The 21,343-nt window shown below is 72.5% G+C and carries 19 protein-coding genes; 7 read left to right on the top strand and 12 right to left on the bottom strand.

The features are described from left to right. Nucleotides 1-13 precede the first annotated feature (13 nt). Nucleotides 14-1,144, top strand: coding sequence for an AI-2E family transporter (locus AB0D48_RS05550; RefSeq protein WP_362391125.1), 1,131 nt, complete (start codon nucleotides 14-16; stop codon nucleotides 1,142-1,144). Here the strand turns inward: AB0D48_RS05550 and AB0D48_RS05545 are convergent. Together AB0D48_RS05545 and AB0D48_RS05540 are read right to left on the bottom strand one after the other, a co-directional pair. After that, nucleotides 1,098-1,853: a Clp protease N-terminal domain-containing protein gene (locus AB0D48_RS05545; RefSeq protein ID WP_362391053.1), complete on the bottom strand. Its 756-nt coding sequence runs from the start codon at nucleotides 1,851-1,853 to the stop codon at nucleotides 1,098-1,100. The two genes, AB0D48_RS05550 and AB0D48_RS05545, sit on opposite strands and share 47 nt — an antisense overlap. 523 nt (nucleotides 1,854-2,376) lie before the next feature. Then, complete coding sequence (locus AB0D48_RS05540; protein ID WP_362391051.1) at nucleotides 2,377-3,168, bottom strand: hypothetical protein; 792 nt, start codon at nucleotides 3,166-3,168, stop codon at nucleotides 2,377-2,379. A 207-nt stretch (nucleotides 3,169-3,375) separates the two neighbouring features. Here AB0D48_RS05540 and recA point away from each other — a divergent pair, with 207 nt between their 5' ends. The 3 genes from recA (at nucleotide 3,376) to AB0D48_RS05525 (ending at nucleotide 7,682) form a co-directional block, all read left to right on the top strand. Next, entirely contained in the window at nucleotides 3,376-4,494 is a 1,119-nt protein-coding gene (recA, locus tag AB0D48_RS05535; RefSeq protein ID WP_362391049.1) for a recombinase RecA, read from the top strand. Nucleotides 4,495-4,497: 3 nt separating this feature from the next. Continuing rightward, complete coding sequence (recX, locus tag AB0D48_RS05530; protein WP_362391047.1) at nucleotides 4,498-5,061, top strand: recombination regulator RecX; 564 nt, start codon at nucleotides 4,498-4,500, stop codon at nucleotides 5,059-5,061. A 71-nt stretch (nucleotides 5,062-5,132) separates the two neighbouring features. After that, nucleotides 5,133-7,682 carry an FtsX-like permease family protein gene (locus AB0D48_RS05525; protein ID WP_362391045.1) on the top strand — a complete coding sequence of 850 codons (2,550 nt, stop codon included), beginning with the start codon at nucleotides 5,133-5,135 and terminating at the stop codon, nucleotides 7,680-7,682. A 62-nt stretch (nucleotides 7,683-7,744) separates the two neighbouring features. On the opposite strand, the gene AB0D48_RS05520 is transcribed toward AB0D48_RS05525, so the two are convergent. The 8 genes from AB0D48_RS05520 to AB0D48_RS05485 all read right to left on the bottom strand — a co-directional run bounded on the left by AB0D48_RS05520 (nucleotide 7,745) and on the right by AB0D48_RS05485 (nucleotide 14,016). Beyond that, on the bottom strand, nucleotides 7,745-8,137 hold the full coding sequence (locus AB0D48_RS05520) for a rhodanese-like domain-containing protein (protein WP_362391043.1): 393 nt from the start codon (nucleotides 8,135-8,137) through the stop codon (nucleotides 7,745-7,747). Next, nucleotides 8,134-8,673, bottom strand: a complete 540-nt coding sequence (locus tag AB0D48_RS05515; protein ID WP_362391041.1) for a cysteine dioxygenase — start codon at nucleotides 8,671-8,673, stop codon at nucleotides 8,134-8,136. Before AB0D48_RS05515 ends, AB0D48_RS05520 begins: the two co-directional genes overlap by 4 nt. A 78-nt stretch (nucleotides 8,674-8,751) precedes the next feature. Next, complete coding sequence (locus AB0D48_RS05510; RefSeq protein WP_311318651.1) at nucleotides 8,752-8,838, bottom strand: putative leader peptide; 87 nt, start codon at nucleotides 8,836-8,838, stop codon at nucleotides 8,752-8,754. 32 nt (nucleotides 8,839-8,870) lie between these two features. Further along, nucleotides 8,871-10,460 carry an FAD-dependent monooxygenase gene (locus tag AB0D48_RS05505; protein ID WP_362391039.1) on the bottom strand — a complete coding sequence of 530 codons (1,590 nt, stop codon included), beginning with the start codon at nucleotides 10,458-10,460 and terminating at the stop codon, nucleotides 8,871-8,873. 153 nt (nucleotides 10,461-10,613) lie between these two features. Then, entirely contained in the window at nucleotides 10,614-11,510 is an 897-nt protein-coding gene (locus AB0D48_RS05500) for an amino acid ABC transporter permease (RefSeq protein WP_362391037.1), read from the bottom strand. Continuing rightward, a complete protein-coding gene (locus tag AB0D48_RS05495; RefSeq protein WP_362391035.1) occupies nucleotides 11,507-12,181 on the bottom strand; it encodes an amino acid ABC transporter permease in 675 nt (224 codons plus the stop codon). The genes AB0D48_RS05500 and AB0D48_RS05495 overlap by 4 nt, the downstream gene beginning before the upstream one ends. A gap of 83 nt (nucleotides 12,182-12,264) precedes the next feature. Then, nucleotides 12,265-13,113 (bottom strand): glutamate ABC transporter substrate-binding protein, encoded by an 849-nt coding sequence (locus tag AB0D48_RS05490; RefSeq protein WP_362391033.1) that lies wholly within the window; start codon nucleotides 13,111-13,113, stop codon nucleotides 12,265-12,267. 117 nt (nucleotides 13,114-13,230) lie between these two features. Beyond that, complete coding sequence (locus tag AB0D48_RS05485) at nucleotides 13,231-14,016, bottom strand: amino acid ABC transporter ATP-binding protein (protein ID WP_362391031.1); 786 nt, start codon at nucleotides 14,014-14,016, stop codon at nucleotides 13,231-13,233. A gap of 277 nt (nucleotides 14,017-14,293) precedes the next feature. On the opposite strand from AB0D48_RS05485, the gene AB0D48_RS05480 reads away from it, so the two are divergent. Further along, entirely contained in the window at nucleotides 14,294-15,010 is a 717-nt protein-coding gene (locus AB0D48_RS05480) for a response regulator transcription factor (RefSeq protein ID WP_362391029.1), read from the top strand. 11 nt (nucleotides 15,011-15,021) lie between these two features. Continuing rightward, a complete protein-coding gene (locus AB0D48_RS05475) occupies nucleotides 15,022-16,434 on the top strand; it encodes a HAMP domain-containing sensor histidine kinase (protein ID WP_362391027.1) in 1,413 nt (470 codons plus the stop codon). A gap of 22 nt (nucleotides 16,435-16,456) precedes the next feature. Here AB0D48_RS05475 and AB0D48_RS05470 read toward each other — a convergent pair whose 3' ends face one another. Together AB0D48_RS05470 and AB0D48_RS05465 are read right to left on the bottom strand one after the other, a co-directional pair. Continuing rightward, nucleotides 16,457-18,682 (bottom strand): endo-beta-N-acetylglucosaminidase, encoded by a 2,226-nt coding sequence (locus AB0D48_RS05470; RefSeq protein WP_362391025.1) that lies wholly within the window; start codon nucleotides 18,680-18,682, stop codon nucleotides 16,457-16,459. Between the two features lie 27 nt (nucleotides 18,683-18,709). Next, nucleotides 18,710-19,960 carry a glycosyl hydrolase gene (locus tag AB0D48_RS05465; RefSeq protein WP_362391023.1) on the bottom strand — a complete coding sequence of 417 codons (1,251 nt, stop codon included), beginning with the start codon at nucleotides 19,958-19,960 and terminating at the stop codon, nucleotides 18,710-18,712. Between the two features lie 250 nt (nucleotides 19,961-20,210). Between AB0D48_RS05465 and AB0D48_RS05460 the strand changes: the two genes are divergently transcribed. Continuing rightward, nucleotides 20,211-21,317, top strand: coding sequence for a LacI family DNA-binding transcriptional regulator (locus tag AB0D48_RS05460; RefSeq protein ID WP_362391123.1), 1,107 nt, complete (start codon nucleotides 20,211-20,213; stop codon nucleotides 21,315-21,317). The last annotated feature ends 26 nt before the right edge of the window (nucleotides 21,318-21,343 follow it).

Raw genomic sequence — 21,343 nt, 5'->3', positions numbered from 1 at the left:
CGCCGGGCCCGGCATCCCCCCGACCGGTACTGCCGTCGCCGGGGCGGACGCGCGGATGCCGCGCTGGCTGCCGCGCGCCGTGGTCCTCGTACTCGCCCTCGTCGCCTGCTTCCAGCTCGGCAGCTGGGCCTTCCACCAGCTCATCGGGCTGCTCGTCAACATCCTGATCGCGTTCTTCCTCGCGCTCGCGATCGAACCCGCGGTGTCCCGGATGGCGGCCCACGGCATGCGCCGCGGGCTCGCCACCTTCCTGGTGACCCTCGCGGTGTTCGTCGGGACCGCGGGCTTCCTCGCGCTGCTCGGCTCGATGCTCGCCGGGCAGATCGTCGAGATGGTGGAAGGGTTCCCGGGCTACCTCGACAGGGTGATCAACTCGATCAACTCCACGTTCCACACCGAGCTGTCCCGGCTGGACATCCAGGCCAGCCTGCTGCGCTCCGACTGGCTGCGCAAGTACGTGCAGAACAGCGCGTCCGGCGTGCTCGACGTGTCCGCCACCGTGCTCGGCGGACTCTTCAAGCTGCTGACGATCGGGCTGTTCTCCTTCTACTTCGCCGCCGACGGACCGCGGCTGCGGCGCGCGCTGTGCTCCGTACTGCCGCCCGCCAAGCAGGCCGAGGTGCTGCGCGCCTGGGAGATCGCCGTCGACAAGACGGGCGGCTACCTCTACTCGCGCGGGCTGATGGCGCTGATCTCCGGCATCGCTCACTACGTCCTGCTGGCGGTCCTCGGAGTGCCGTACGCGCCCGCGCTCGCCGTCTGGGTGGGGCTGGTCTCCCAGTTCATCCCCACCATCGGCACCTATCTCGCGGGCGCGCTGCCGATCCTGATCGCCTTCACCGTCGATCCCTGGTACGCGCTGTACGTCCTCGGATTCGTGGTGGTCTACCAGCAGTTCGAGAACTACGTCCTCCAGCCCAAGCTGACGTCGAAGACCGTGGACATCCATCCTGCGGTGGCCTTCGGGTCGGTCATCGCGGGCACCGCCCTGCTGGGCGCGGTCGGGGCGCTCATCGCGATCCCGGCCGTCGCCACGCTGCAGGCGTTCCTCGGCGCGTACGTGAAGCGGTACGCGCTGACGGACGACGCGGCCTCCTCTACTTCCCGTCCGCGGCGCCGAGTACGGCTGCCAAGGCGTCGCTGACGGTCGCCTCGGCGGCGGCCTTGTCCGCGCCGAGGCCGCTGAGCAGACCCTCGCCGTTCTCCAGTTCCAGGAGCGCGAACAGGATGTGCTCGGTGCCGACGTAGCCGTGGCCCAGGCGCAGGGCCTCGCGGAAGGTGAGCTCCAGGGCCTTCTTCGCGGACGCGTCGAACGGGATGAGGTCGGGTACCTCCGCCTGGCCCGGGGGCAGTACGGCGGCCACGGCGGCCCGTACGTCGTCCGCCGCGACCCCCTGGGCGTCGAGGGCGAGCGCCGCGAGGCCCTCGGGCTCGGACAGCAGGCCCAGCACGAGGTGCTCGGTGCGGATTTCGGTGCTGCCCGCGGCACGGGCCTCGTTCTGCGCGGACATGACGACGTTGCGGGCGCGCGGGGTGAAGCGGCCGAAGCCCTGGTTGGGGTCGAGGCCCGGGTCGCCCTCCTTGTCGGCCTTGGGGACGAAGCGCTTCTGGGCGGCCTGACGGGTGACACCCATGCTCCGGCCGATGTCGGTCCAGGAGGCGCCGGAGCGGCGGGCCTGGTCGACGAAGTGGCCGATGAGGTGGTCCGCCACGTCACCGAGGTGCTCTGCGGCGACGACGGCGTCGCTGAGCTGCTCCAGGGTGTCGGTGTGGACCTTCTTGATGGCCTCGATCAGGTCGTCGAGGCGTACCGGATTGGTCATGCGAACGGGTTCCACGGAAGGGTTCGTCATGAGTGCAACCCTAGGTTGACAGTCCAGGCGGTGTCAACCTTGGGTTGTCATGTCGGGGGGCCGGATGGATGGCCAGGGGGGCGGAAGCGTCGTGGTGCGAGACGCCCACGCGGGCCACGCGGGTGAGGGTGGCGGCGGCCTCCGCGGGAGCGGGACCCCGGCCACCAGACAGGGCGTGGCAGGACGGGGCGGGCCGTTCCCGTCGCCGTGCGCGTCCCCGCCGTCGTCCCCGTCGAGGACTGCACCACACTCCGGCAGGGGGCGGCGAGCGGCCCGCCCGCCACCCTGCACGAGGCCGCCTACCTGCAGGGCGGCCGGCCGTACGTGGCCGAACCGGCCCTGACCGCGCTGCACCTGCAAGACGCGGACGGCGGTCGCGGCGAGCAGCGGCACCCCCGCTCCCAGGGGGATGAAGACCACACGGCTACCCCCCGGCCCGCGTGTTCCCCGTGTCGTGTCGTGTGTCCGTGCTCGCGGGTATGCGGCCGGCCGGGCGGCGTGGGAACGGCCGGGACCGGCGCCGCTACGACGCCGCGCCGCCGCCCTTCGTGAACTTCTCCCACTGGGCCGTGACCACTTCCTGCGGCACTCCGCCGAAGTCCTCGGTGTCGATGGCGTCCGAGCGGAAGGCGAGGGTCACCGGCCCGGAGCGGATCACCGTGAGGTACTTGTACAGCGAGACGTCCTCGTCCTTCACGTCCTGCACGACGATGCGGAACGCCAGCGCCTCGTCCCCGAGCGCGGGTGCCTTGGCCGGCTCCACCTTGAGGACCTTGGCCTCGGCGAGCGCGCGGTCCTCGGTGTAGCCGCCCGCGCACTGCCGCCCCGCCTCGGCCAGGCTCTTCATCGCCGCGGCCGCGCCCCCGTCCTTGTAGGAGCGCAGCAGGATCTCGGTTTCGACGGCCTGCCACTCGCCGGGCACACCGGTCTTGGTGTAGGCGTGGGCCGTGTGGCCCGCCTTGCCGAGGCTGGTCACCGGGCGGCAGGCCGCGGGGGTGGTGTCGTAGAGCTCACTCATGGGCTCGTCGAGGACGGGCTCGCCGGCCTCGTAGCGTCCCGCCTTCTCGCCTGGCGCGAGCGCGAGGGCCCTGAGCCGCTCCACGCCGGGTCCCGCCGGGCCGCCCGAGCCCGTGCCCGGACCCGTCGCGGCGTGGGTGCTCGTACTCGGGCTCGTACTCGTGCTCGCGCCCGGGCTCGCGGTGGCCGCGCCTCCGCCTCCGCCTCCGTTGCCCGTCCCGCACGCGGTGACGCCGGCCAGCAGTGCCGCACCGGCGACCGCGGCTGCCGCCGTACGGTGCGCCTTCCTGTTCCCCACCCGGTTCACGTACCGCCCTCTCGTCCGGTTCGCTGTCGAGCCATGATCGGGCACGGACGGGCCGGGCGCGGCGCGCTTGACACGGAAATCGAACATCCATTCTGATTGGTTATCCACAGCCGAACCGGTCGTGGAGGCGCATTGTCAGTGGCAGGCATTAGCGTCAATGGCGTGAAGCGATCGACTCAAGCAAACCGGGTGGAACCCATGGCAGGCACCGACCGCGAGAAGGCTCTCGACGCCGCGCTCGCACAGATTGAACGGCAATTCGGCAAGGGTGCGGTCATGCGCCTCGGCGACAAGCCGAACGACCCCATCGAGGTCATCCCCACCGGGTCGACCGCGCTGGACATCGCCCTCGGCGTCGGCGGGCTGCCCCGCGGCCGCGTGATCGAGGTGTACGGGCCGGAGTCCTCCGGTAAGACGACCCTGACCCTGCACGCCGTGGCCAACGCGCAGAAGGCCGGCGGCACCGTCGCCTTCGTGGACGCCGAGCACGCGCTCGACCCCGAGTACGCGAAGGCCCTCGGCGTCGACACCGACAACCTCATCCTGTCGCAGCCGGACACCGGCGAGCAGGCGCTGGAGATCGTGGACATGCTCGTCCGCTCCGGTGCCCTCGACCTGATCGTCATCGACTCCGTGGCGGCCCTGGTGCCGCGCGCCGAGATCGAGGGTGAGATGGGCGACTCGCACGTGGGCCTCCAGGCCCGCCTGATGAGCCAGGCGCTCCGGAAGATCACCGGTGCGCTCAACCAGTCCAAGACCACCGCGATCTTCATCAACCAGCTCCGCGAGAAGATCGGTGTGATGTTCGGCTCGCCGGAGACCACCACCGGTGGCCGCGCGCTGAAGTTCTACGCCTCCGTGCGTCTGGACATCCGCCGCATCGAGACCCTCAAGGACGGCACGGACGCGGTCGGCAACCGCACCCGCGTCAAGGTGGTCAAGAACAAGGTCGCGCCGCCGTTCAAGCAGGCCGAGTTCGACATCCTCTACGGCCAGGGCATCAGCCGCGAGGGCGGTCTGATCGACATGGGTGTCGAGCACGGCTTCGTGCGCAAGGCCGGCGCCTGGTACACGTACGAGGGCGACCAGCTCGGCCAGGGCAAGGAGAACGCGCGGAAGTTCCTCTGCGACAACCCCGCCCTCTCCGACGAGATCGAGCGGAAGATCAAGGAGAAGCTGGGCGTGGGGGTCCGCAAGGACGCCGATACGGCCACCGCCGAAGCCGGTGCCGCAGCGGCCGACGCCACGGCCGCCGCCGTGCCCGCCCCGGCGTCGAAGGCCAAGACGACGGCCAAGACCGCCGCGGCCAAGAGCTGACCCGTGCGGGAGCAGGAAGGGGGCGGTGAGGACCGGAGCGGCCGTGAGCGCCGCCAGGAACTGCCGCCCCAGAGCCCCGAGGAGCAGGCGCGGGCGATCTGCCTGCGCCTGCTCACGGGGATGCCGCGCACCCGGCGGCAGCTCGCGGACGCACTGGCCAAGCGGGGCATCCCCGACGAGGTGTCGCAGCAGGTCCTCTCCCGGTACGAGGAAGTGGGCCTGATCGACGACGCCGCCTTCGCCGGGGCCTGGGTCGAGTCCCGGCACCGTGGCCGGGGCCTGGCCCGACGGGCACTCGCCCAGGAGCTCCGGACCAAGGGGGTGCACGCCACCCTGGTGGCGGAGGCCCTGGAGCAGCTGGACTCCGACCAGGAGGAGCAGACCGCCCGGGAGCTCGTGGAGCGCAAGCTCCGCGCCACCCGGGGCCTGGAACGCGACAAGCGGATCCGGAGGCTCGCCGGGATGCTCGCCCGCAAGGGTTACCCGGAGGGCATGGCCCTGCGGGTGGTCCGCCGCGCGCTGGAGGCGGAGGGCGAGGACGCCGAAGACCTGGGGTACATGGGGTAGGGCTAGCCCCCGGGCGCACACGCCGGGGTACGCCAATGCCAAGAGGCGTGCCCGGCAACAGAGTTGGCCGCATGATGCTGCGTTACGCCCTCCAGACCGTGAGAGACCGCAAGGCCGGCTTCCTCGGCGCCTTCGTCGCGTTGCTGTGCGCGGCCGCCCTCGTCACCGCGTGCGGGACGCTCCTGGAAACAGGACTCCGCGGCAAGATCGGCACCGAGCGCTACGCGGCCACGCCGGTCCTCGTCTCCGCCGACCAGAACGTCCACGAGACCACGGTCAAGGAGAAGAAGGGCAAGACCAAGACGAAGCACAAGGCCAAGCCCGTAGCCGAGCGAGCCTGGCTCCCAGCCGCCGCCCTGGACACCGTACGGTCCCTGCCCGGAGTCGAGCGGGCCGTGCCCGAGCTGACCTTCCAGGCCGTCCCGCTCGTCAAGGCCGCCGGCGGCCCGAAGCCCACGTACGGGCACGCCTGGACCTCCGCCGCCCTCACCCCCTTCACGCTCGCCGAAGGCCGCGCCCCGCGGGACGGTGACGAGGTCGTCGTCGACCGCGCGCTGGCAGCCCGCGCCGCGCTGAAGCCCGGGTCCGAGCTCGCCGTGCAGTCCACCGGCGAGCCGAAGACGTACCGCGTCAGCGGAGTCGCGACGCCCCCTCACGGGGACCTCGCCCAGCAGAGCTCCCTCTTCTTCAGCGACGCCGAGGCCCAGCGGCTCGCCGCACGCGAAGGGCAGGTCAGCGCGATCGGGGTGCTGCCCCGGCCCGGTGTCGCCCCCGGGGAACTGGCCGGGCGCATCGGGCAGGCACTGAAGGGCACCCCTGCGGCCACGGCGCAGGTCGCGACGGGTGACGAGCGCGGCCCGGTGGAGTTCCTCGACGCTGCCGGGGCCCGGATCAAGCTGGTCTCCATGGGCGGCGCGATGGGCGGCACCTCGCTGCTCGTCGCGATCCTCGTGGTCGTCGGCACCTTCGCCCTCTCCGTCCAGCAGCGCCACCGCGAACTCGCCCTGCTGCGGGCCATCGCCGCCACCCCCGGGCAACTGCGGCGCATGATCGGCCGTGAGGCGCTGCTCGTCGGCCTGGCCGCCGGGATCGCCGGGGCGTTCGCGGGGCTGCCGCTCGCCGCCTGGCTGTACGGCCGGTTCGTCGGCAGCGGGGTCGTTCCCACGGCCCTGGAACGCACCGCCGGCATCTTCCCCATGTTCGCCGCCGTCGGCGCGAGCCTGCTCGGAGCCTGGGCCGCCGCGCGGATCACCGGGCGGCGGATCGCCCGGATCCGTCCCGCCGAGGCGCTCGCCGAAGCCGCGCTCGAACCGCGCCGGCCCTCCTGGACCCGCACCGCGCTCGGGATGCTGCTGCTCGCCGGCGGGGCGGTGCTGGTCGTGGTGCTCGCCTCGCTGCGCACCGAGCCGGCGTCGACCCCGGTCACGTTCCTCGCCGTGGTGGTGCTGGCCGGTGCGGTCTCGCTGCTGGGCCCGCTGCTGGTACGGGGCGCCACCGCGCTCCTCGCCGGTCCGCTGCGGCTCGCCGGGGCGGGAGGCCACCTCGCCACCGCGAACCTGCGCGGCAACGCCACCCGGATGGCCTCCGCCGTCACCCCGCTCGCACTGCTGGTCGGCATGACGTGCACCGTGCTCTTCATCACCCCGGCCCTCGGGGACGCCGCCCGGGCACAGTCCCGCGACGGGATCCGGGCCGGATGGGTGCTGACCGCACAGGGACCGGGCATCACGGCGGAAGCCGCCGAGCGGATCCGCCGGACCCCCGGGGTCGAGGCGGCCACCGAGGTCGTGCACACCTCGGTACGGGTGGGGCTGGTGAAGTACGCCGCCCAGGGCGTGACCCCGGCCGGGCTGACCCGGACGTGGGACCCCCGGGTCACCGGCGGGAGCCTGGCCGGCTTCGGCGAGGACAACGCGGCGGTCAGCGAACTCGCCGCCGACCAGCTGGGGCTGGAGCCAGGCAGCCCGCTGCGGCTGACACTGGGCGACGGGACACCGGTCACCCTGACGGTCTCGGCCGTCTACGCGCGGGGCCTGGGCTTCGGGGACCTGACGCTGCCGCACGGGCTGGTGGCCGCGCACGTGGACAATCCGCTGGCGGGCAGCGTCCTGGTGGCGGCGCCGGGAGCCGGGCGGGAGCAACTGGCCGCGGCGGTACGGGGCTACCCCGGGGTGGCGGTGCTGTCCGCGCGCGACGCCGACGAGGTACGGGCGGAGCGGCAGGACGCCGGGGCGGAGAACAACCTGCTGGCGATGGGACTCGTACTGGCCTTCACCGCCGTCGCCGTGGTGAACACCCTCGCGATGTCGACGGCCGAGCGGGCCCGGGAGTTCGCGATGCTGCGGCTGGCCGGGGCGAAGCGGAGGCAGGTGCTGCGGATGCTGCGTGCCGAGGCGGTGGCGGTGGTACTGATCGGGGTCGTGCTGGGGTCGGGGATCGCGCTGGCCGTCCTGACCGCGTTCAGCGTGGGCATGACGGGGGCGGCGGCGCCGGCCGTCCTGCCGGTGGCGTACGCGGTGGTCGTGGGGCTGGCGGGGCTACTGGCCCTGGCGGCCACTGCCCTCCCGGGCCGGGTCGCGCTCCGGGTCCCGCCGGTGGATGTGGCCACGGCCAAGGGCTGATCCCGGCCCGGACCGCGGGGCTCCGTTCCCGGCCCGAGCGGGCCGGGAACGGAGCCGGCGTCTCAGGACGGCGCGGTCACCGGGAGGCCGGCCGACCTCCAGGCCTGGAAACCGCCGGTCAGGTCCGTGGCGCGGTGGAGGCCCAGGGCGTGGAGGGAGGCCGCCGCGAGGCTGGAGGCGTAGCCCTCGTTGCAGATCACCACCACCTGGAGGTCGTGACCCGTGGCCTCAGGGACGCGGTGGCTGCCCCGGGGGTCCAGGCGCCACTCCAGTTCGTTTCGCTCGACCACCAGCGCGCCCGGGATCAGGCCGTCGCGGTCCCGCAGGGCCTGGTAGCGGATGTCCACCAGGAGCGCGCCGGAGCGGGAGGCGGCGTAGGCCTCCTGCGGGTCGATCCGGGCGTAGCCCTCGCGGACCCGCTCCAGCAGCTCGTCGATGCCGGTCGGGCCGCTCACTGCCAGTCCTCCGGACGCTCGACGAGCTCCAGGGTCAGCAGCGGGCCGGTGCGGCTGTAGCGGCGGATCAGGGGGAGCGGCGGGTAGTAGGTGTGCACGGAGATGGCGTGCTCGGTCGGGGACTCGTTGAGCACCTCGTGCACGTGGTGCTCGCCGAAGTCCCGTCCGGTACCCGCGTCCAGGCTGCGGCTGCGGTCCACATCCGGGGCGAGGTGCAGCGCCTGCCAGCCCTCCGAGGGCAGGCGTACGGCCAGCGAGTGCTCGGTGAGACGGCCCCGCGCGGTGGCGAACGCGCCCCGCGACTCGGCGTGGTCGTGCCAGCCGGTGCCGGTGCCGGGCGGCCAGCCGATCAGCCAGGCCTCGCTGCCGGAGGGGCCGTCCAGCCGGACCCAGGTGCGGCCTTCCGGGTCGAGCGGCAGCGAGGCGACGACCTCGGCGTCGGCCGCGGTGCGCAGGGCGAAGTCGAGGAGTTCGGCGGCCGTGGGGCCGGGGCCCCCGGCCAGCACGGGCTCAGGGGTGTACGCGGGTGCAGACATGGAAGTGGACCGTTCCTGGGGTTCGCGGAAGTGCGCGCGGGCCGGTGACGGCACGGCGCGCGCAGGGGAAAAGGCGAATCAGCAGGAAGGGCGACACACGCAGCCCGCGTAGCGGAGCAGGTCCATGTGGACCCTCCGCCACAGGCGTACGTCGTTGCCGGTCATGTTCGCGAGTGAACCACGGGATCGCAAAACGGTCAATCGATCACCGCCGTCGGTGTCGTGGCGGACGAGGGCGCCGGTACCCGGGACGCGGGTGCGCCCGCTCGGACCGCGTCTGCCGCCTCGTACAGTTCCGCCGGCCGCACGCCCGCGAACGTCGCCGCCAGGTGCCCGTCCGGGCGGATCAGGAGCACGGTGTGGGCCGGGGCACCCGGGTAGCGGTCCGCGACCAGCAGATCGGTGCGGACCGGCAACGCGCTCACCGCCGCCGCGAGGCGGGGCATCAGCCCGGCGCCGAGCCAGTGCCGCCGGTCCCAGACCCCGGTGCCCGGCGCGACCAGGACCACCAGCAGCCGGCCCTGCCCCAGCAGGTCGCGCAGCGGCACCGTCGCCCCGTCGGGCGCGGTCACCGGTACGTTCGCCACCGCACCCCCCGGTTCCGTGGCCGTCGGGACCTCGCGTACGGCCATCGGCGGGGCGTACGCCGGCGCCGCGCCCAGCGGTCCCCGCCCCAGGTGGCCGTCGGTGAGCAGGGATTCGGCGGACCGCGAGGCGCCGGGCAGGTAGGTGCGCAGCCCGCCCCCGGCCCGCAGCGCCGGCATCGCCTGATCGGCCGCGCGCAGCCGGGCGGCGACCGCGGTGCGCCGCTCGCCCTCGTAGCTGTCGAGCAGTTCCTCCGAAGCTCCCTGGTGCCAGGCCAGGGACAGTTTCCACGCGAGGTTCTCGGCGTCCCGGAGCCCCTCCTCGACCCCTTGGGTGCCGAGGGCCCCCAGCAGGTGCGCGGCGTCCCCGGCGAGGAAAGCGCGTCCGTCGCGCCAGCGCCGCGCGAGGCGGTGGTGCAGCGTGTACACCCCGGTGTCGATGAGGTCGTACGGGGGAGTCGTGCCCCCGCACCACCCCGCGAGGGTGTCCCGGACCAGGGTCACCAGCGCGTCGGGAGTGACGAGATCTCCGCGCGCCGGGAGCAGCCAGTCGAGGCGCCACACCCCGTCGGGCAGCGGCCGGGACGTGACCTCCTCGGGGCCGGACGGCGCGTTGCGGTGCAGCAAGGCCTCGCCGGGCCACGGCAGTTCGGTGCGCAGGGCGGCCACGGCGTACCGTTCCACGGCGGTGCGGCCGGGGAAGCGGATGCCGAGCAGCTTGCGCACGGTGGAGCGGGCGCCGTCGCAGCCGACCAGGTAACTCCCGCGCCACCACGTGGTCTCGGCGCCCCGGGTGTGCGCGGTGACCCCGTGACCGTCCTGCTCCACGGAGTCCAGCCTGGTGTCGGTGACCAGCTGGACGAGAGGGTGCGCGGTGGCGGCCTCGCGCAGCCCGCGCGTCAGGGCGTGCTGCGGCAGGTGCAGCGGGGCCGGGCCGTCGTCGAAGGTGCTGCGCTGTGCGGGCCGGCTGCGCCGCATGGTGCGCCAGGCGGCGAAGTACGCCCCCTCGTAGCGCAGGGTCGTACAGCCCAGCCGGTGTGCCATGGCAGCCGTGTCGGCGTGCAGGACGACGGTACGGGCGGGGCGGGCCTCCTCCTTGCCGGGCCCTTCGTCGAGCACGATGGCGGGCACGCCCTGGCCGGCCAGGGCGAGGGACAGGGAGAGTCCGACGGGCCCCGCGCCGACGACGATCACCGGGTCCATGATGTGGCTCCCGGTGTCCGGTATGTGATCACAGAACGTATGCAACCCACTGGAGGTGCCTGCGTCAAGTGACACAGGTCGGGACAACGCCGTGTGGTGCGACGGATGACTCCCGCCGCACCACACGTGTCACGCCAGTGTACTGACCGGGTGTCAGGGAGCCTCGCCCACACCCGCGGCGCCGCCCGCGTCGACCTCGGCCACGTCGCCGGCCACGACCGCGCCGGTGCCCTTGGTCGACTTCCGCAGCCGGCCCTCCAGCCAGGAGGCGAAGGTGGTGAGGGCGAAGTTGACCACGATGTAGATCAGCGCGATCACGAAGAGGGTGGCAATGGTGTTGCTGTAGTTGGCCGAGATCTGCCGGTTCGTGGAGAGCAGCTCCGCGAAGCCCAGCAGTGCGCCGCCGAGCGCGGTGTCCTTGAGGATCACCACGAGCTGGCTGACCAGGGCCGGCAGCATCGCCGTGACGGCCTGCGGGATCAGCACGTAGAACATCGTCTGGCCCTTGCGCATGCCGATCGCCTTGGCCGCGTCGGTCTGGCCGCGGGGCAGGGAGAGCACTCCCGCCCGGACGATCTCGGCGATGACGGCCGAGTTGTAGAGGACCAGGCCCGTGACCACGGCCCAGAACGGCCGGGTGTCGGAGGGAACGTCCAAGAACCGCGGCGCCATCAGCGCGTTGCCGAACAGCATCAGCATCAGCACCGGGATGGCACGGAAGAACTCGACCCACGCGCCGACCGGACCCCGCACCCACGCGTGGTCCGACAGGCGGCCGATGCCGAGCAGCGCGCCCAGCGGGAGGGCGATCACCATGGAGAGCGCCCCGGCTTTGAGGGTCTCCATCAGGCCGGGGATGAGGTACGTGGTCCACACCCGGCTGTCGGTGACGAAGGGGGACCACTTGTCGGCGTCGAGCTGGCCCTTCTCGCCCATGAGCGACAGCATCCACCACAGGACGAGCCCGAACAGGACGACGAAGATCCCGCTGTAGATCCAGTTGCGCGCCTTGGCCTTGGGGCCAGGGGTGTCGTACAGCACGGAGGTCATCGCTTCACCGCCACTCGCTTGGCGACCCAGCCCAGCAGAAGACCGGTGGGCAGGGTCAGCAGGACGAAGCCGAGGGCGAAGACCGCGAAGACCGCGAAGGTCGCCTGCGCCTCGTTCTCGAGCATTTCCTTCATCAGCAGGGCGGCCTCGGCCACGCCGATGGTCGCCGCCACCGTGGTGTTCTTGGTGAGCGCGATCAGTACGTTGGCGAGCGGTGCGATGACCGCCCGGAAGGCCTGGGGGAGCACGATCAGGGTGAGTACCTGGAAGAAGCTCAGTCCCAGCGCGCGGGCCGCCTCGGCCTGCCCGACGGGCACGGTGTTGATGCCGGAGCGCAGGGCCTCGCAGACGAAGGTTCCGGTGTAGGCGATCAGTCCGAGGACCGCGAGCCGGAAGCCGATCTCCTTGAACGTGCTGCCGCCCAGAGCGATGCGGAGGGTCTGGTTGAGTCCCAGCGAGCAGCCGATGACCAGCAAGGTCAGCGGGGTGTTGCGCACCAGGTTGACGTACGCGGTACCGAAGCCCCGCAGCAGCGGGACCGGGCTGACCCGCATCCCCGCCAGCACGGTGCCCCAGATCAGGGACCCGACCGCCGAGTAGAGGGTGAGCTGAACCGTCACCCAGAAGGCTCCGAGCACGTCGTACTGCCCGGAATCAAGAAAATCGAACACGATGCCCTGCGCTCTCCCCAGGATGGCCGGTGAGGTGCGCCGCCGCCCGCGGCAGGCGGGCGGCGACGCTCCTCACCGATGAATCAGCTGCCTTCGGTGATCTGCGGGGCAGGCTCGCTCTTGAAGTTGGCCGGACCGAGGTTCTTGTCCACGGCCTTCTGCCAGCTGCCGTCCTCGACCATCTTCTTCAGCGCGGCGTTGATCTTGGTCTGGAGCTCCTTGTCGCCCTTCTTCAGACCGATGCCATAGTTCTCGTTGCTCAGGCTCAGCCCGACCAGCTTGAACTTGCCCTTGTTCTTCTCCTGAGCCGCGTAGCCCGCCAGGATCGAGTTGTCCGTGGTCAGCGCGTCCACGGCCTTGTTCTCCAGGCCGGTCAGGCACTCGGAGTAGCCACCCTGCTCCAGCAGGTCGGCCTCGGGCGCCAGCTTGGTCTTGACGTTCTGCGCCGAGGTGGAGCCGGTGACCGAGCAGAGCTTCTTCTTGTTCAGGTCCTCGGCCTTGGTGATGCTCGTGTCGTCGGCGCGGACCAACAGGTCCTGGTGCGCGAGGAAGTACGGGCCGGCGAAGTCGACCTTCTCCTTGCGCTTGTCGTTGATCGAGTAGGTCGCGACGACGAACTTCACGTCACCGTTGGAGATCAGGTTCTCGCGCTCGGCGCTGACGGCCTGCTTGAACTCGATCTGGTCGGGCTGGTAGCCGAGCTCCTTGGCGACGTAGGTCGCGACGTCGACGTCGAAGCCGGTGTACTTGCCGTCCGGGGTCTTCAGGCCCAGGCCCGGCTGGTCGAACTTGATGCCGACAACGATCTTGTCCTTGCCGCCACCGGTCGCACCGGTGTCACTGCTCTTGTCGCTGCTGCCGCCACAGGCGGTCGCGGTCAGGGCAAGGGCTACGGCTACGGCCGCGGCCGCAGCGGCCTTGGAGATCTTCATGGTGAACTTCCCTCGGATGAGACGTTGTTGACGACGAGCGACGCTTACGGCGCACGCACGGCCGAAAGGAACCGTTCCGGCGGTGATCCGCATACGGATGACTACCAGACCGGACCCTCAGTGGTGCAGGATCTTCGACAGGAAGTCCTTGGCGCGGTCACTGCGCGGGTTGCTGAAGAACTGCTCGGGCGTGGCCTCTTCGACGATCTTTCCGTCGGCCATGAAGACGACCCGGTTGGCCGCAGAGCGGGCGAAGCCCATCTCGTGCGTGACGACCACCATCGTCATGCCCTCCCGGGCGAGCTGCTGCATGACTTCCAGCACCTCGTTGATCATCTCCGGGTCCAGCGCCGACGTGGGCTCGTCGAAGAGCATCACCTTCGGCTCCATCGCCAGCGCGCGGGCGATCGCCACGCGCTGCTGCTGGCCGCCGGAGAGCTGCGCCGGGTACTTGTCCGCCTGGGAGCCGACACCCACCCGGTCCAGCAGGGCCACGGCCTTCTCGCGGGCGGCTGCCTGCTCCGCCTTGCGGACCTTGACCTGGCCCAGCATGACGTTCTGCAGCACCGTCTTGTGCGCGAACAGATTGAACGACTGGAACACCATGCCGACATCGGCGCGCAGTTCGGCGAGCTTCTTGCCCTCCGAGGGCAGCTCCTTGCCGTCGAGCGTGATGGTGCCGGAGTCGATCGTCTCCAGCCGGTTGATGGTCCGGCACAGCGTGGACTTGCCGGATCCCGAAGGACCGATCACCACGACGACCTCACCGCGGGCAATGCTCAGATCGATGTCCTGAAGCACGTGCAGCGCGCCGAAGTGCTTGTTGACGTTGCTCAGTACGACCAGGTCGTCCGCGGCACCGGCCGCGTCCTGCACGTCCTTGGCCACTGATACTCCGCTCATCGGCTTCTTGCTCCGTCCTCCTCGGTTGGGAGGACAGTAGTGACGTGACGTGCACAGCGTCATCACATCTGAGGGAGAATTGAGCATAACGATCCGGCCTCGCCCGGATACGCTCCGTGCGCGGTACCGGCGTGGCCCGGATGCGGTCGTACCGGGTCCATAACGGAAGGCGCGCCGGAGCGGAACCCCCTTGACGTGGGCGTCCGCATCGGCGTGGATGCAGGGTGGCCCTGCAACGTACGGAATCCGAAGATCGAGGGAAGGAGAGGGGGACGACATGAGACTGCTGCTCGTCGAGGACGACGACCACGTCGCCGCCGCCCTGTCCGCGATCCTCGCCCGGCACGGCTTCCAGGTCACCCACGCCCGCAACGGCGAGGAGGCCCTCCAGGCCCTGCTGCCCGCCGGCGGCCGGCCCAACGTCACTCCCTACGGGGTGATCCTGCTCGACCTCGGCCTGCCCGACCAGGACGGCTACGAGGTGTGCGGCAAGATCCGCAAGCGCGCCGCCACGCCCGTCATCATGGTGACCGCCCGGGCCGACGTACGTTCCCGCATCCACGGCCTCAACATGGGCGCCGACGACTACGTGGTCAAGCCGTACGACACCGGTGAACTCCTCGCCCGCATCCACGCGGTCGCCCGGCGCACCGGCGCCTCCGAGGAGGCCGCCGTCACCGGGACGGGCACCCCCGCCGTCGTCAGGCTCGGCCCCGTCAGCATCGAGCTGCCCAACCGCCGGGTCAGCGTCGACGGCATCGACGTACCGCTCACGCGCAAGGAGTTCGACCTGCTGGCCCTGCTCGCGCAGCGGCCCGGCGTCGTCTTCCGCCGCGAGCAGATCATCAGCGAGGTGTGGCGCACCAGCTGGGAGGGAACCGGCCGGACCCTGGAGGTCCACGTCGCCTCGCTGCGCTCCAAGCTGCGCATGCCCGCCCTCATCGAGACCGTCCGCGGGGTGGGCTACCGGCTCGTCTCCCCGGCCGCCCCCTAGCGGGCCCTGTCGTGCGCGCCCGGCTCCTCCCGCTGCTCGTCGTCCTGATGGCGGGCACCCTCCTCGCGCTGGGCTTCCCGCTCGCCGTGAGCCTGGCCGCCGGGCAGCAGCAGCGGGTCGTCGTCGACCGCATCGACGACAGCGCCCGCTTCGCCGCCCTCGCCCAGTTCGTCGTCGACGCCGAGGGTTCCGGCTCCACCGGCGCCGACGAGCGCCGCGAGACCCTCCAGCACGAACTCGCCCGCTACCAGGAGCTGTACGGCATCCGCGTCGGCATCTTCCTCCGCGACGACAACGCCATGGCCCGCTCCCCGGGCTGGTGGCAGCTCCCCGAGTCCGGCGAGGGCCGCCGCGCCTTCGAAGAGGCGCTGGCCGGACGGCGCAGCCACGACCCGCCGCAGGTGTGGCCCTGGCAGACCCACGGCAAACTGCTCGTCGCCTCCCCCGTCGTCCTCGACGGGGACGTGGTCGCCGTCGTCGCCACCGAGTCGCCCACCGATCTGATGCGCGGCCGGATCCTGAGGGGCTGGCTGCTCATCGCGAGCGGGCTCGCCGCCGCGATGCTGGTCGCCTTCGGCGCCGCCCTGCGGCTCACCAGCTGGGTCCTCAAGCCCGTGCAGACCCTCGACGCCGCCGCCCACGGGATCGCCACCGGGCGGATGAACTCGCGCGTCGCGGCCGCCGGCGGTCCGCCGGAACTCCAACGCCTGGCCCGGTCGTTCAACGAGATGGCCGACAACGTCGAAGAGGTACTGGAGCAGCAGCGGGCGTTCGTCGCGGACGCCTCCCACCAGCTGCGCAACCCGCTCGCCGCGCTGCTCCTGCGGATCGAGCTGCTCGCCCTCGAACTCCCCGAGGGCAACGAGGAGATCGCCTCCGTGCGCGCCGAGGGCAAGCGCCTGACGCAAGTCCTGGACGACCTGCTGGACCTGGCACTGGCCGAGCACGCCTCCGCCGAGATCAGCCTCACCGACATCGGGGCCCTGGCCTCCGAGCGGGTCTCCGCCTGGCGCCCCTACGCCGAGGAGAAGGGCGTACGGCTCACCGAGACGGGCCGGACCGCCGTCGCCGGATGGGCCGACCCCATCGCCCTGTCCAGCGCGCTCGACGCCGTCATCGACAACGCCCTGAAGTTCACCCCCACGGGTGAGGAGGTCGAGGTGTCCGTCGAGGCGGCAGGGCGCACCGTCCACGTGGTCGTCGCCGACCGCGGCCCCGGCCTCACCGAGGACGAGCTGCTGCGCGTCGGCGACCGCTTCTGGCGCAGCGGCCGCCACCAGAACATCAAGGGCTCCGGGCTCGGGCTGTCGATCTCCCGCGCCCTGCTCGCCGCTGGCGGCGGGTCCCTCACGTACGAGAAGAACCCGCCGCACGGGCTGCGGGTGACGGTGTCCGTGCCGCGCACCGACCCGCACACCTCCTGACGCCCCCGCCCGGCGGGCGCCGCTACCAGGCGAGGACCGTACGGGCCGGGGCGGAGACCGCGTACAGCTCGTCGACGGCCCGGACCTCGAAGGCCGCCGCCCGCTCCCGGCCGGCGCGGGGGACGGCGGCCAGGTGGAGGGCGGTGCCGCAGGTGCCGCCGAGGAACCGGCGGGTGCCGCCGGGCAGGACGCGGGACACCTCGTAATGCCGGACCGCCCCGGCAGCCCGGCGCCACGACAGGCGCAGCCACGCCCGGTCGTCGTGACGGGCCGAGGCGTCCACGGTCAGGGCAGCGGGAGACGCCGGCCGCCGACCGGCGGCGGTGTCGCTCACCGACAAGGACCCGAGCCGCCACACCACGGCTCTCTTCCCGAGTCCCGTGATCCGTACGGCACATCCGTACGCCGTCTTCCCCGCCAGTGACGACAGCGCGACCCGCGCCCGGCGCCAGGCCGGCCCCGCGCCGAGGGTGTCCGCCCGGAACCAGGTGTACGGGACCGGCTCGCCCGGAGCGGCCGGCTCGCGGGTGGCCACGCCGACCTCCACCGCGACCGGGCCCGACTCGGTGGCGTGCACCAGCTCCACGACGGTGGATCGGGTGAGGGCGAACCGGGTGGAGTGCAGTCCGACGGCCGCCGGGGCGGTCAGCGTGCCCGCGACGAGCAGGCTGGAGCCGCCGCGCCAGGCGCGCGCGAAGTCCAGGGTCACGGCTGGCCGCTCCCCGGCGGTGTCCACGACCCAGCGGCGGCCCGGCAGCCGGTCCTGGAGTCCGAGGTGGTTCCAGGGGGTGTCGGACACGGCCCGGCCGTCCTCGTACCAGCGCTCCCCGTGCCCCGTGTTGAAGGCGCAGGCGAACGGCAGCGCGGTGACCGTGGAACGGTCGGCGACGGCCGTCGCGGGAGCCCGCCAGCCCGATTCCGGCGCAGGCCGGGCGGGATCCAGGGACTCGCCCGTCCAGAAGCGGTCGTCGGCCCGGTGGAAGGCACCGGGGGAGCGGTCGGTGAGGTGGTTGCGGGTCCACTCCGGCCGGTAGAAGCCGTAGCTGACGACGTGGTCGCCCTCGCGCGGGATGATCGCGTCCCAGCGGACGCCGGAATTCCAGCCGTTGGCCTCCGTGTCCACGGCGGCCCAGAGTTCGTGGCGCGAGCGGCCCAGGCGCTGCGCGAGCGCGCCGGAGGCGGCCAGGGTCTGCGGCGTCCAGCGGAAGTCCACGAACATCGTGTCCGCGACCTTCCCGGCACGGTCCTCGAAGAACTCCTGGTTGAGCTCGTTGAGGGCACCCTGCCAGCCCACCCGGCCGGTGCTGTCCATCGCGTCGTACCAGGTGATCCGCAGGCCGTACGGCTCGCCCGCCGCCCGCAGGGCGCGCAGGAACTCCCGCATCCTGGAGGCGAGTTCGCTGTCTCCGCCGTCGGTCTCGGCGTTGACGAACCAGCCGTCGAAGCCGTACGCCGTGGCCACCCGCACCAGCTGCTCCGCGATCGGGAAGCGGCCCAGGGAGTCCCGCTGGACCAGGTCGCGGGTCCACTGGAGGTCGCCGCCGTAGGGCGCGGGCGGCAGGAACACATTGCCCAGGACGCGGACCCCGTTGCGGTGGGCGGCGTCGACCACGGGCGCGTTCGGCGCGAGCACGATCCCCTCGCCGGAGGAGCCGCCCCAGAAGACCAGCTCGTCGATGTACGCCCAGTGCGTGAACGCGTAGTAGTCGGCGGTGGCCGAGCCCTGGGAGGGGTTCTGCGCGGTGGGCCCGAAGGAGACGAGCGAGGCGATCCGGGCCTGGCCGGCGCGCGCGCCCTGGTGCGGCGGCACCGGCGTGAAGCGCGTCGCGAGCGGCACGGTCGCGGTGTTGTGGGCGAGGTCGGGATCGCCTTCGGGGGTCCACCGCTTGAGCGAGCGCCACACGATCCCGGGGCCGGGGGCGCCCTTGGGGAGCGAGTCCGGGAACCAGTAGGAGGCGTACGGGGCCAGGTCGGCCGGGGTCGGAGGGGCCGGAGCGGCGGGCGCGGAGGTCGTGGAGGGGGTGGAGGGCGTGGCCGTGGCCCAGGCGGCGGACGCCGGGGCCGGGGCGCCCAGCAGCGCGGCCGCCCCGGCCCCGGCGGCCAGCACCGCGCGCCGGGCCGGCGGCCGTACGGAGGCGGGCGGGGGCGGCGGCGCGGGCGCGGGGAGGGGCCGGGGCAGGCGCATGGGCATGGGTATGGGTATGGGCTCGGCCGTACGAGGGTCGACGCCGTTGTCGGTCTCGGACATGCGGGCTCCTCCGGAAGGGGCGTCAGATCAGTGCGGGGGTACGCGCAGCACCTCGGTGATGCCGCGCGCGGAAAGGTGCGCGGGGTCCTCCGCGAGCTCGGCCAGCACCACCGCGGGCCGGACCCCGTCCGCGGTGAGCGCCGCCCACGCCTCGAAGAACGGGCCGCCGGGAGCGCACACCGAGCGCCTCGGAGCCGTCTCGGCCCCGCCGACGTCGACCGCCAGCGCGGTGGACCGTACGGGCGGCCGGTGCTCGCGCCCCCGCCACTCCTCGGTGATCCGCGCGAGGGCGGCGCCGGCCGGCTTGGGCCGGCGGTCGTTGGTGAGCAGGCCGAGGCCGTACTCCAGCTCCGGGAAGTCCGCGAGCTCCCGGGACACGTCGTGCGAGCACCACCAGGTCACGCCCCACAGGTCCGGGCAGTCCAGGGCGTTCGCCACGGTCGCCTCGGTGAACCGAGCCGCGCGCTCCGGCCCGATCAGCGGCGCGGGCGCGCCGACCTCCTGGAGCCACACCGGGCGGCGCGGGTCCAGGGCCCAGGCCTTCGACAGCTCGATCAGGTACGCGGCATGGTGCTCGGTCGCCGTTCCCGCCGGGCCGTGGCGCTGCGCGGTGCCGTTGAACACCCAGGAGTGCACGGCGGTGGCCGCGCCCAGCCGCGCGGCCTGGGCGACGGTGAAGGGGTGACCGTCCTGGTACCAGGCGGCGTCGTACTCGGCGTGCAGGTGGAACCGCCCGGGCGCCCCCTCTTCGCAGGCGGCGAGCATCCGCTCCAGCCAGCGGGCCGCCTGATCGGGGGTGATCCGGTCGGGGTCGGGGTGGGGGGACCCGGCGAACTGGTTGATCTCGTTGCCCACGGTCATGCCCAGGAAGTTCGGCCGGTCGGCGAGGGCGGCGGCCAGCGTGCGCAGGTACTCCTCCTGGCCGGCGACCACGTCCGGGTCGGCGAAGAGGTTGCGCCGGTGCCAGGTCCGGGTCCAGGCGGGCAGGAAGTCGAAACTCGACAAGTGGCCCTGCAGGCCGTCCACGTTGACGTCGAGCCCCCGCTCGGCGGCCGCGTCGGCGAGCGCGACGAGCTGCTCGACCGCACGCGGCCGGATCAGCGTCCGGTTCGGCTGGAACACCGGCCACAGCGGGAACACGCGGATGTGGTCCAGCCCGAGCGCGGCGATCGAGTCGAGGTCGGACCTGACCTCGTCGAGGTCGAAGTCCAGCCAGTGGTGGAACCAGCCGCGGGCCGGCGTGTAGTTGGCACCGAATCGGAGCGCGTGTCCGTGCACAAGGCGTCCTGGAGTTCTGAGGAATTCACCGGGCGGGCCACAACCTGCCGGTGTGGATGGGGAAAGTCAACAGGGCCTCCGGACCGCCTACTTATGCGCTTCAGCCCTGTTGACACAAGGGTTCTGTTCATCGGAACCTGGAGAAGCTAATGCGCTTTAGTTGTGACCGGCCACCTGGAACTGCGGGGAAATGGACAGCGGTATTTCGGTCATGGCGGCCCGTCAGGGCGAGATCGCGTACGGTCTGGCCATGGCCCGCAGACCCACGATCAAGGACATCGCCCGCCAGGCCGGGGTGTCGGAGAGCGCCGTGTCCTTCGCGCTCAACGACCGGCCGGGGGTCTCCCGGGAGACCCGCGCCCGGATCCGCCGGGTCGCCGAGGAGCTCGGCTGGCAGCCCAACAGCGCCGCCCGCGCCCTGTCCGGCGAGCGCTCCGGCGCCGTCGGACTCGTCCTCGCCCGGCCCGCGCACACACTCGGCGTCGAGTCCTTCTTCCTCCAGCTCGTCTCCGGCATACAGGAGGTCCTCTCCGCCGCCCGGACGGCCCTGCTGTTCCAGGTGGTCGAGGACATCGAGGCCGAATGCGCCGTCTACCGCCGCTGGTGGGCCGAGCGGCGGGTCGACGGCGTCCTCGTCGTCGACCCGCGCACGACGGACCCGCGTCCGGAGCTCCTCGGTCAGCTGGCCCTGCCGGCCGTCATGGTGGGCGAGGCACCCTCCCACGGTCCTTCCCAGGGCCTTTCCCACGGCCTCTCCCACGGCACGTCCGAGGATCCCTCCCACCCCGTCGCGGACCCGCTCTCCTCGGTCCGGGCCGACGACGCAGGGGCCATGGTCCAGGTCCTGGACCACCTCCACGGGCTGGGCCACCGCCGGATCGTCCACATCGCCGGGCTCCCCGGCCTCGCCCACACGGCCCGCCGGATCGAGTCGCTGCGGACCGAGGCCGCACGGCGCGGCCTCGGGCCCGACCGGGTGCGTTCCGTGGTCACCGACTACTCCGACGCGGAGGGCGCGGCGGCCACCCGCCGGGTCCTCGCCGAGCCCGAGCCCCCCACCGCGCTGGTCTACGACAACGACGTGATGGCAGTCGCCGGGATCGCGGTCGCCGCCGAGCTGGGCATCCCCGTACCGGGCCGGCTCTCGATCGTGGCCTGGGACGACTCCGCGCTCTGCCGGGTCACCCACCCCCGGCTCACCGCCCTCGTCCGGGACACCGCGGGCTTCGGCCGCCTCGCCGCCGAGGAGCTCCTCGCCGTCCTCGCGGGAAGGCCTGCCGGGGTGCGCCAGAGCGAGCAGCCGCGGCTGGAGCCTCGCGAGAGTACGGCGGCGCCCGCGGCCCATACTGAATCCTGACCCCTTCCTGGAGCCGCCACCGTGAT

Source organism: Streptomyces sp. NPDC048269, from assembly GCF_040652395.1.
GTDB lineage: Bacteria > Actinomycetota > Actinomycetes > Streptomycetales > Streptomycetaceae > Streptomyces.
Note: the sequence above shows the minus strand (reverse complement) of the source record. Positions and strands in the feature narration are given on the sequence as shown.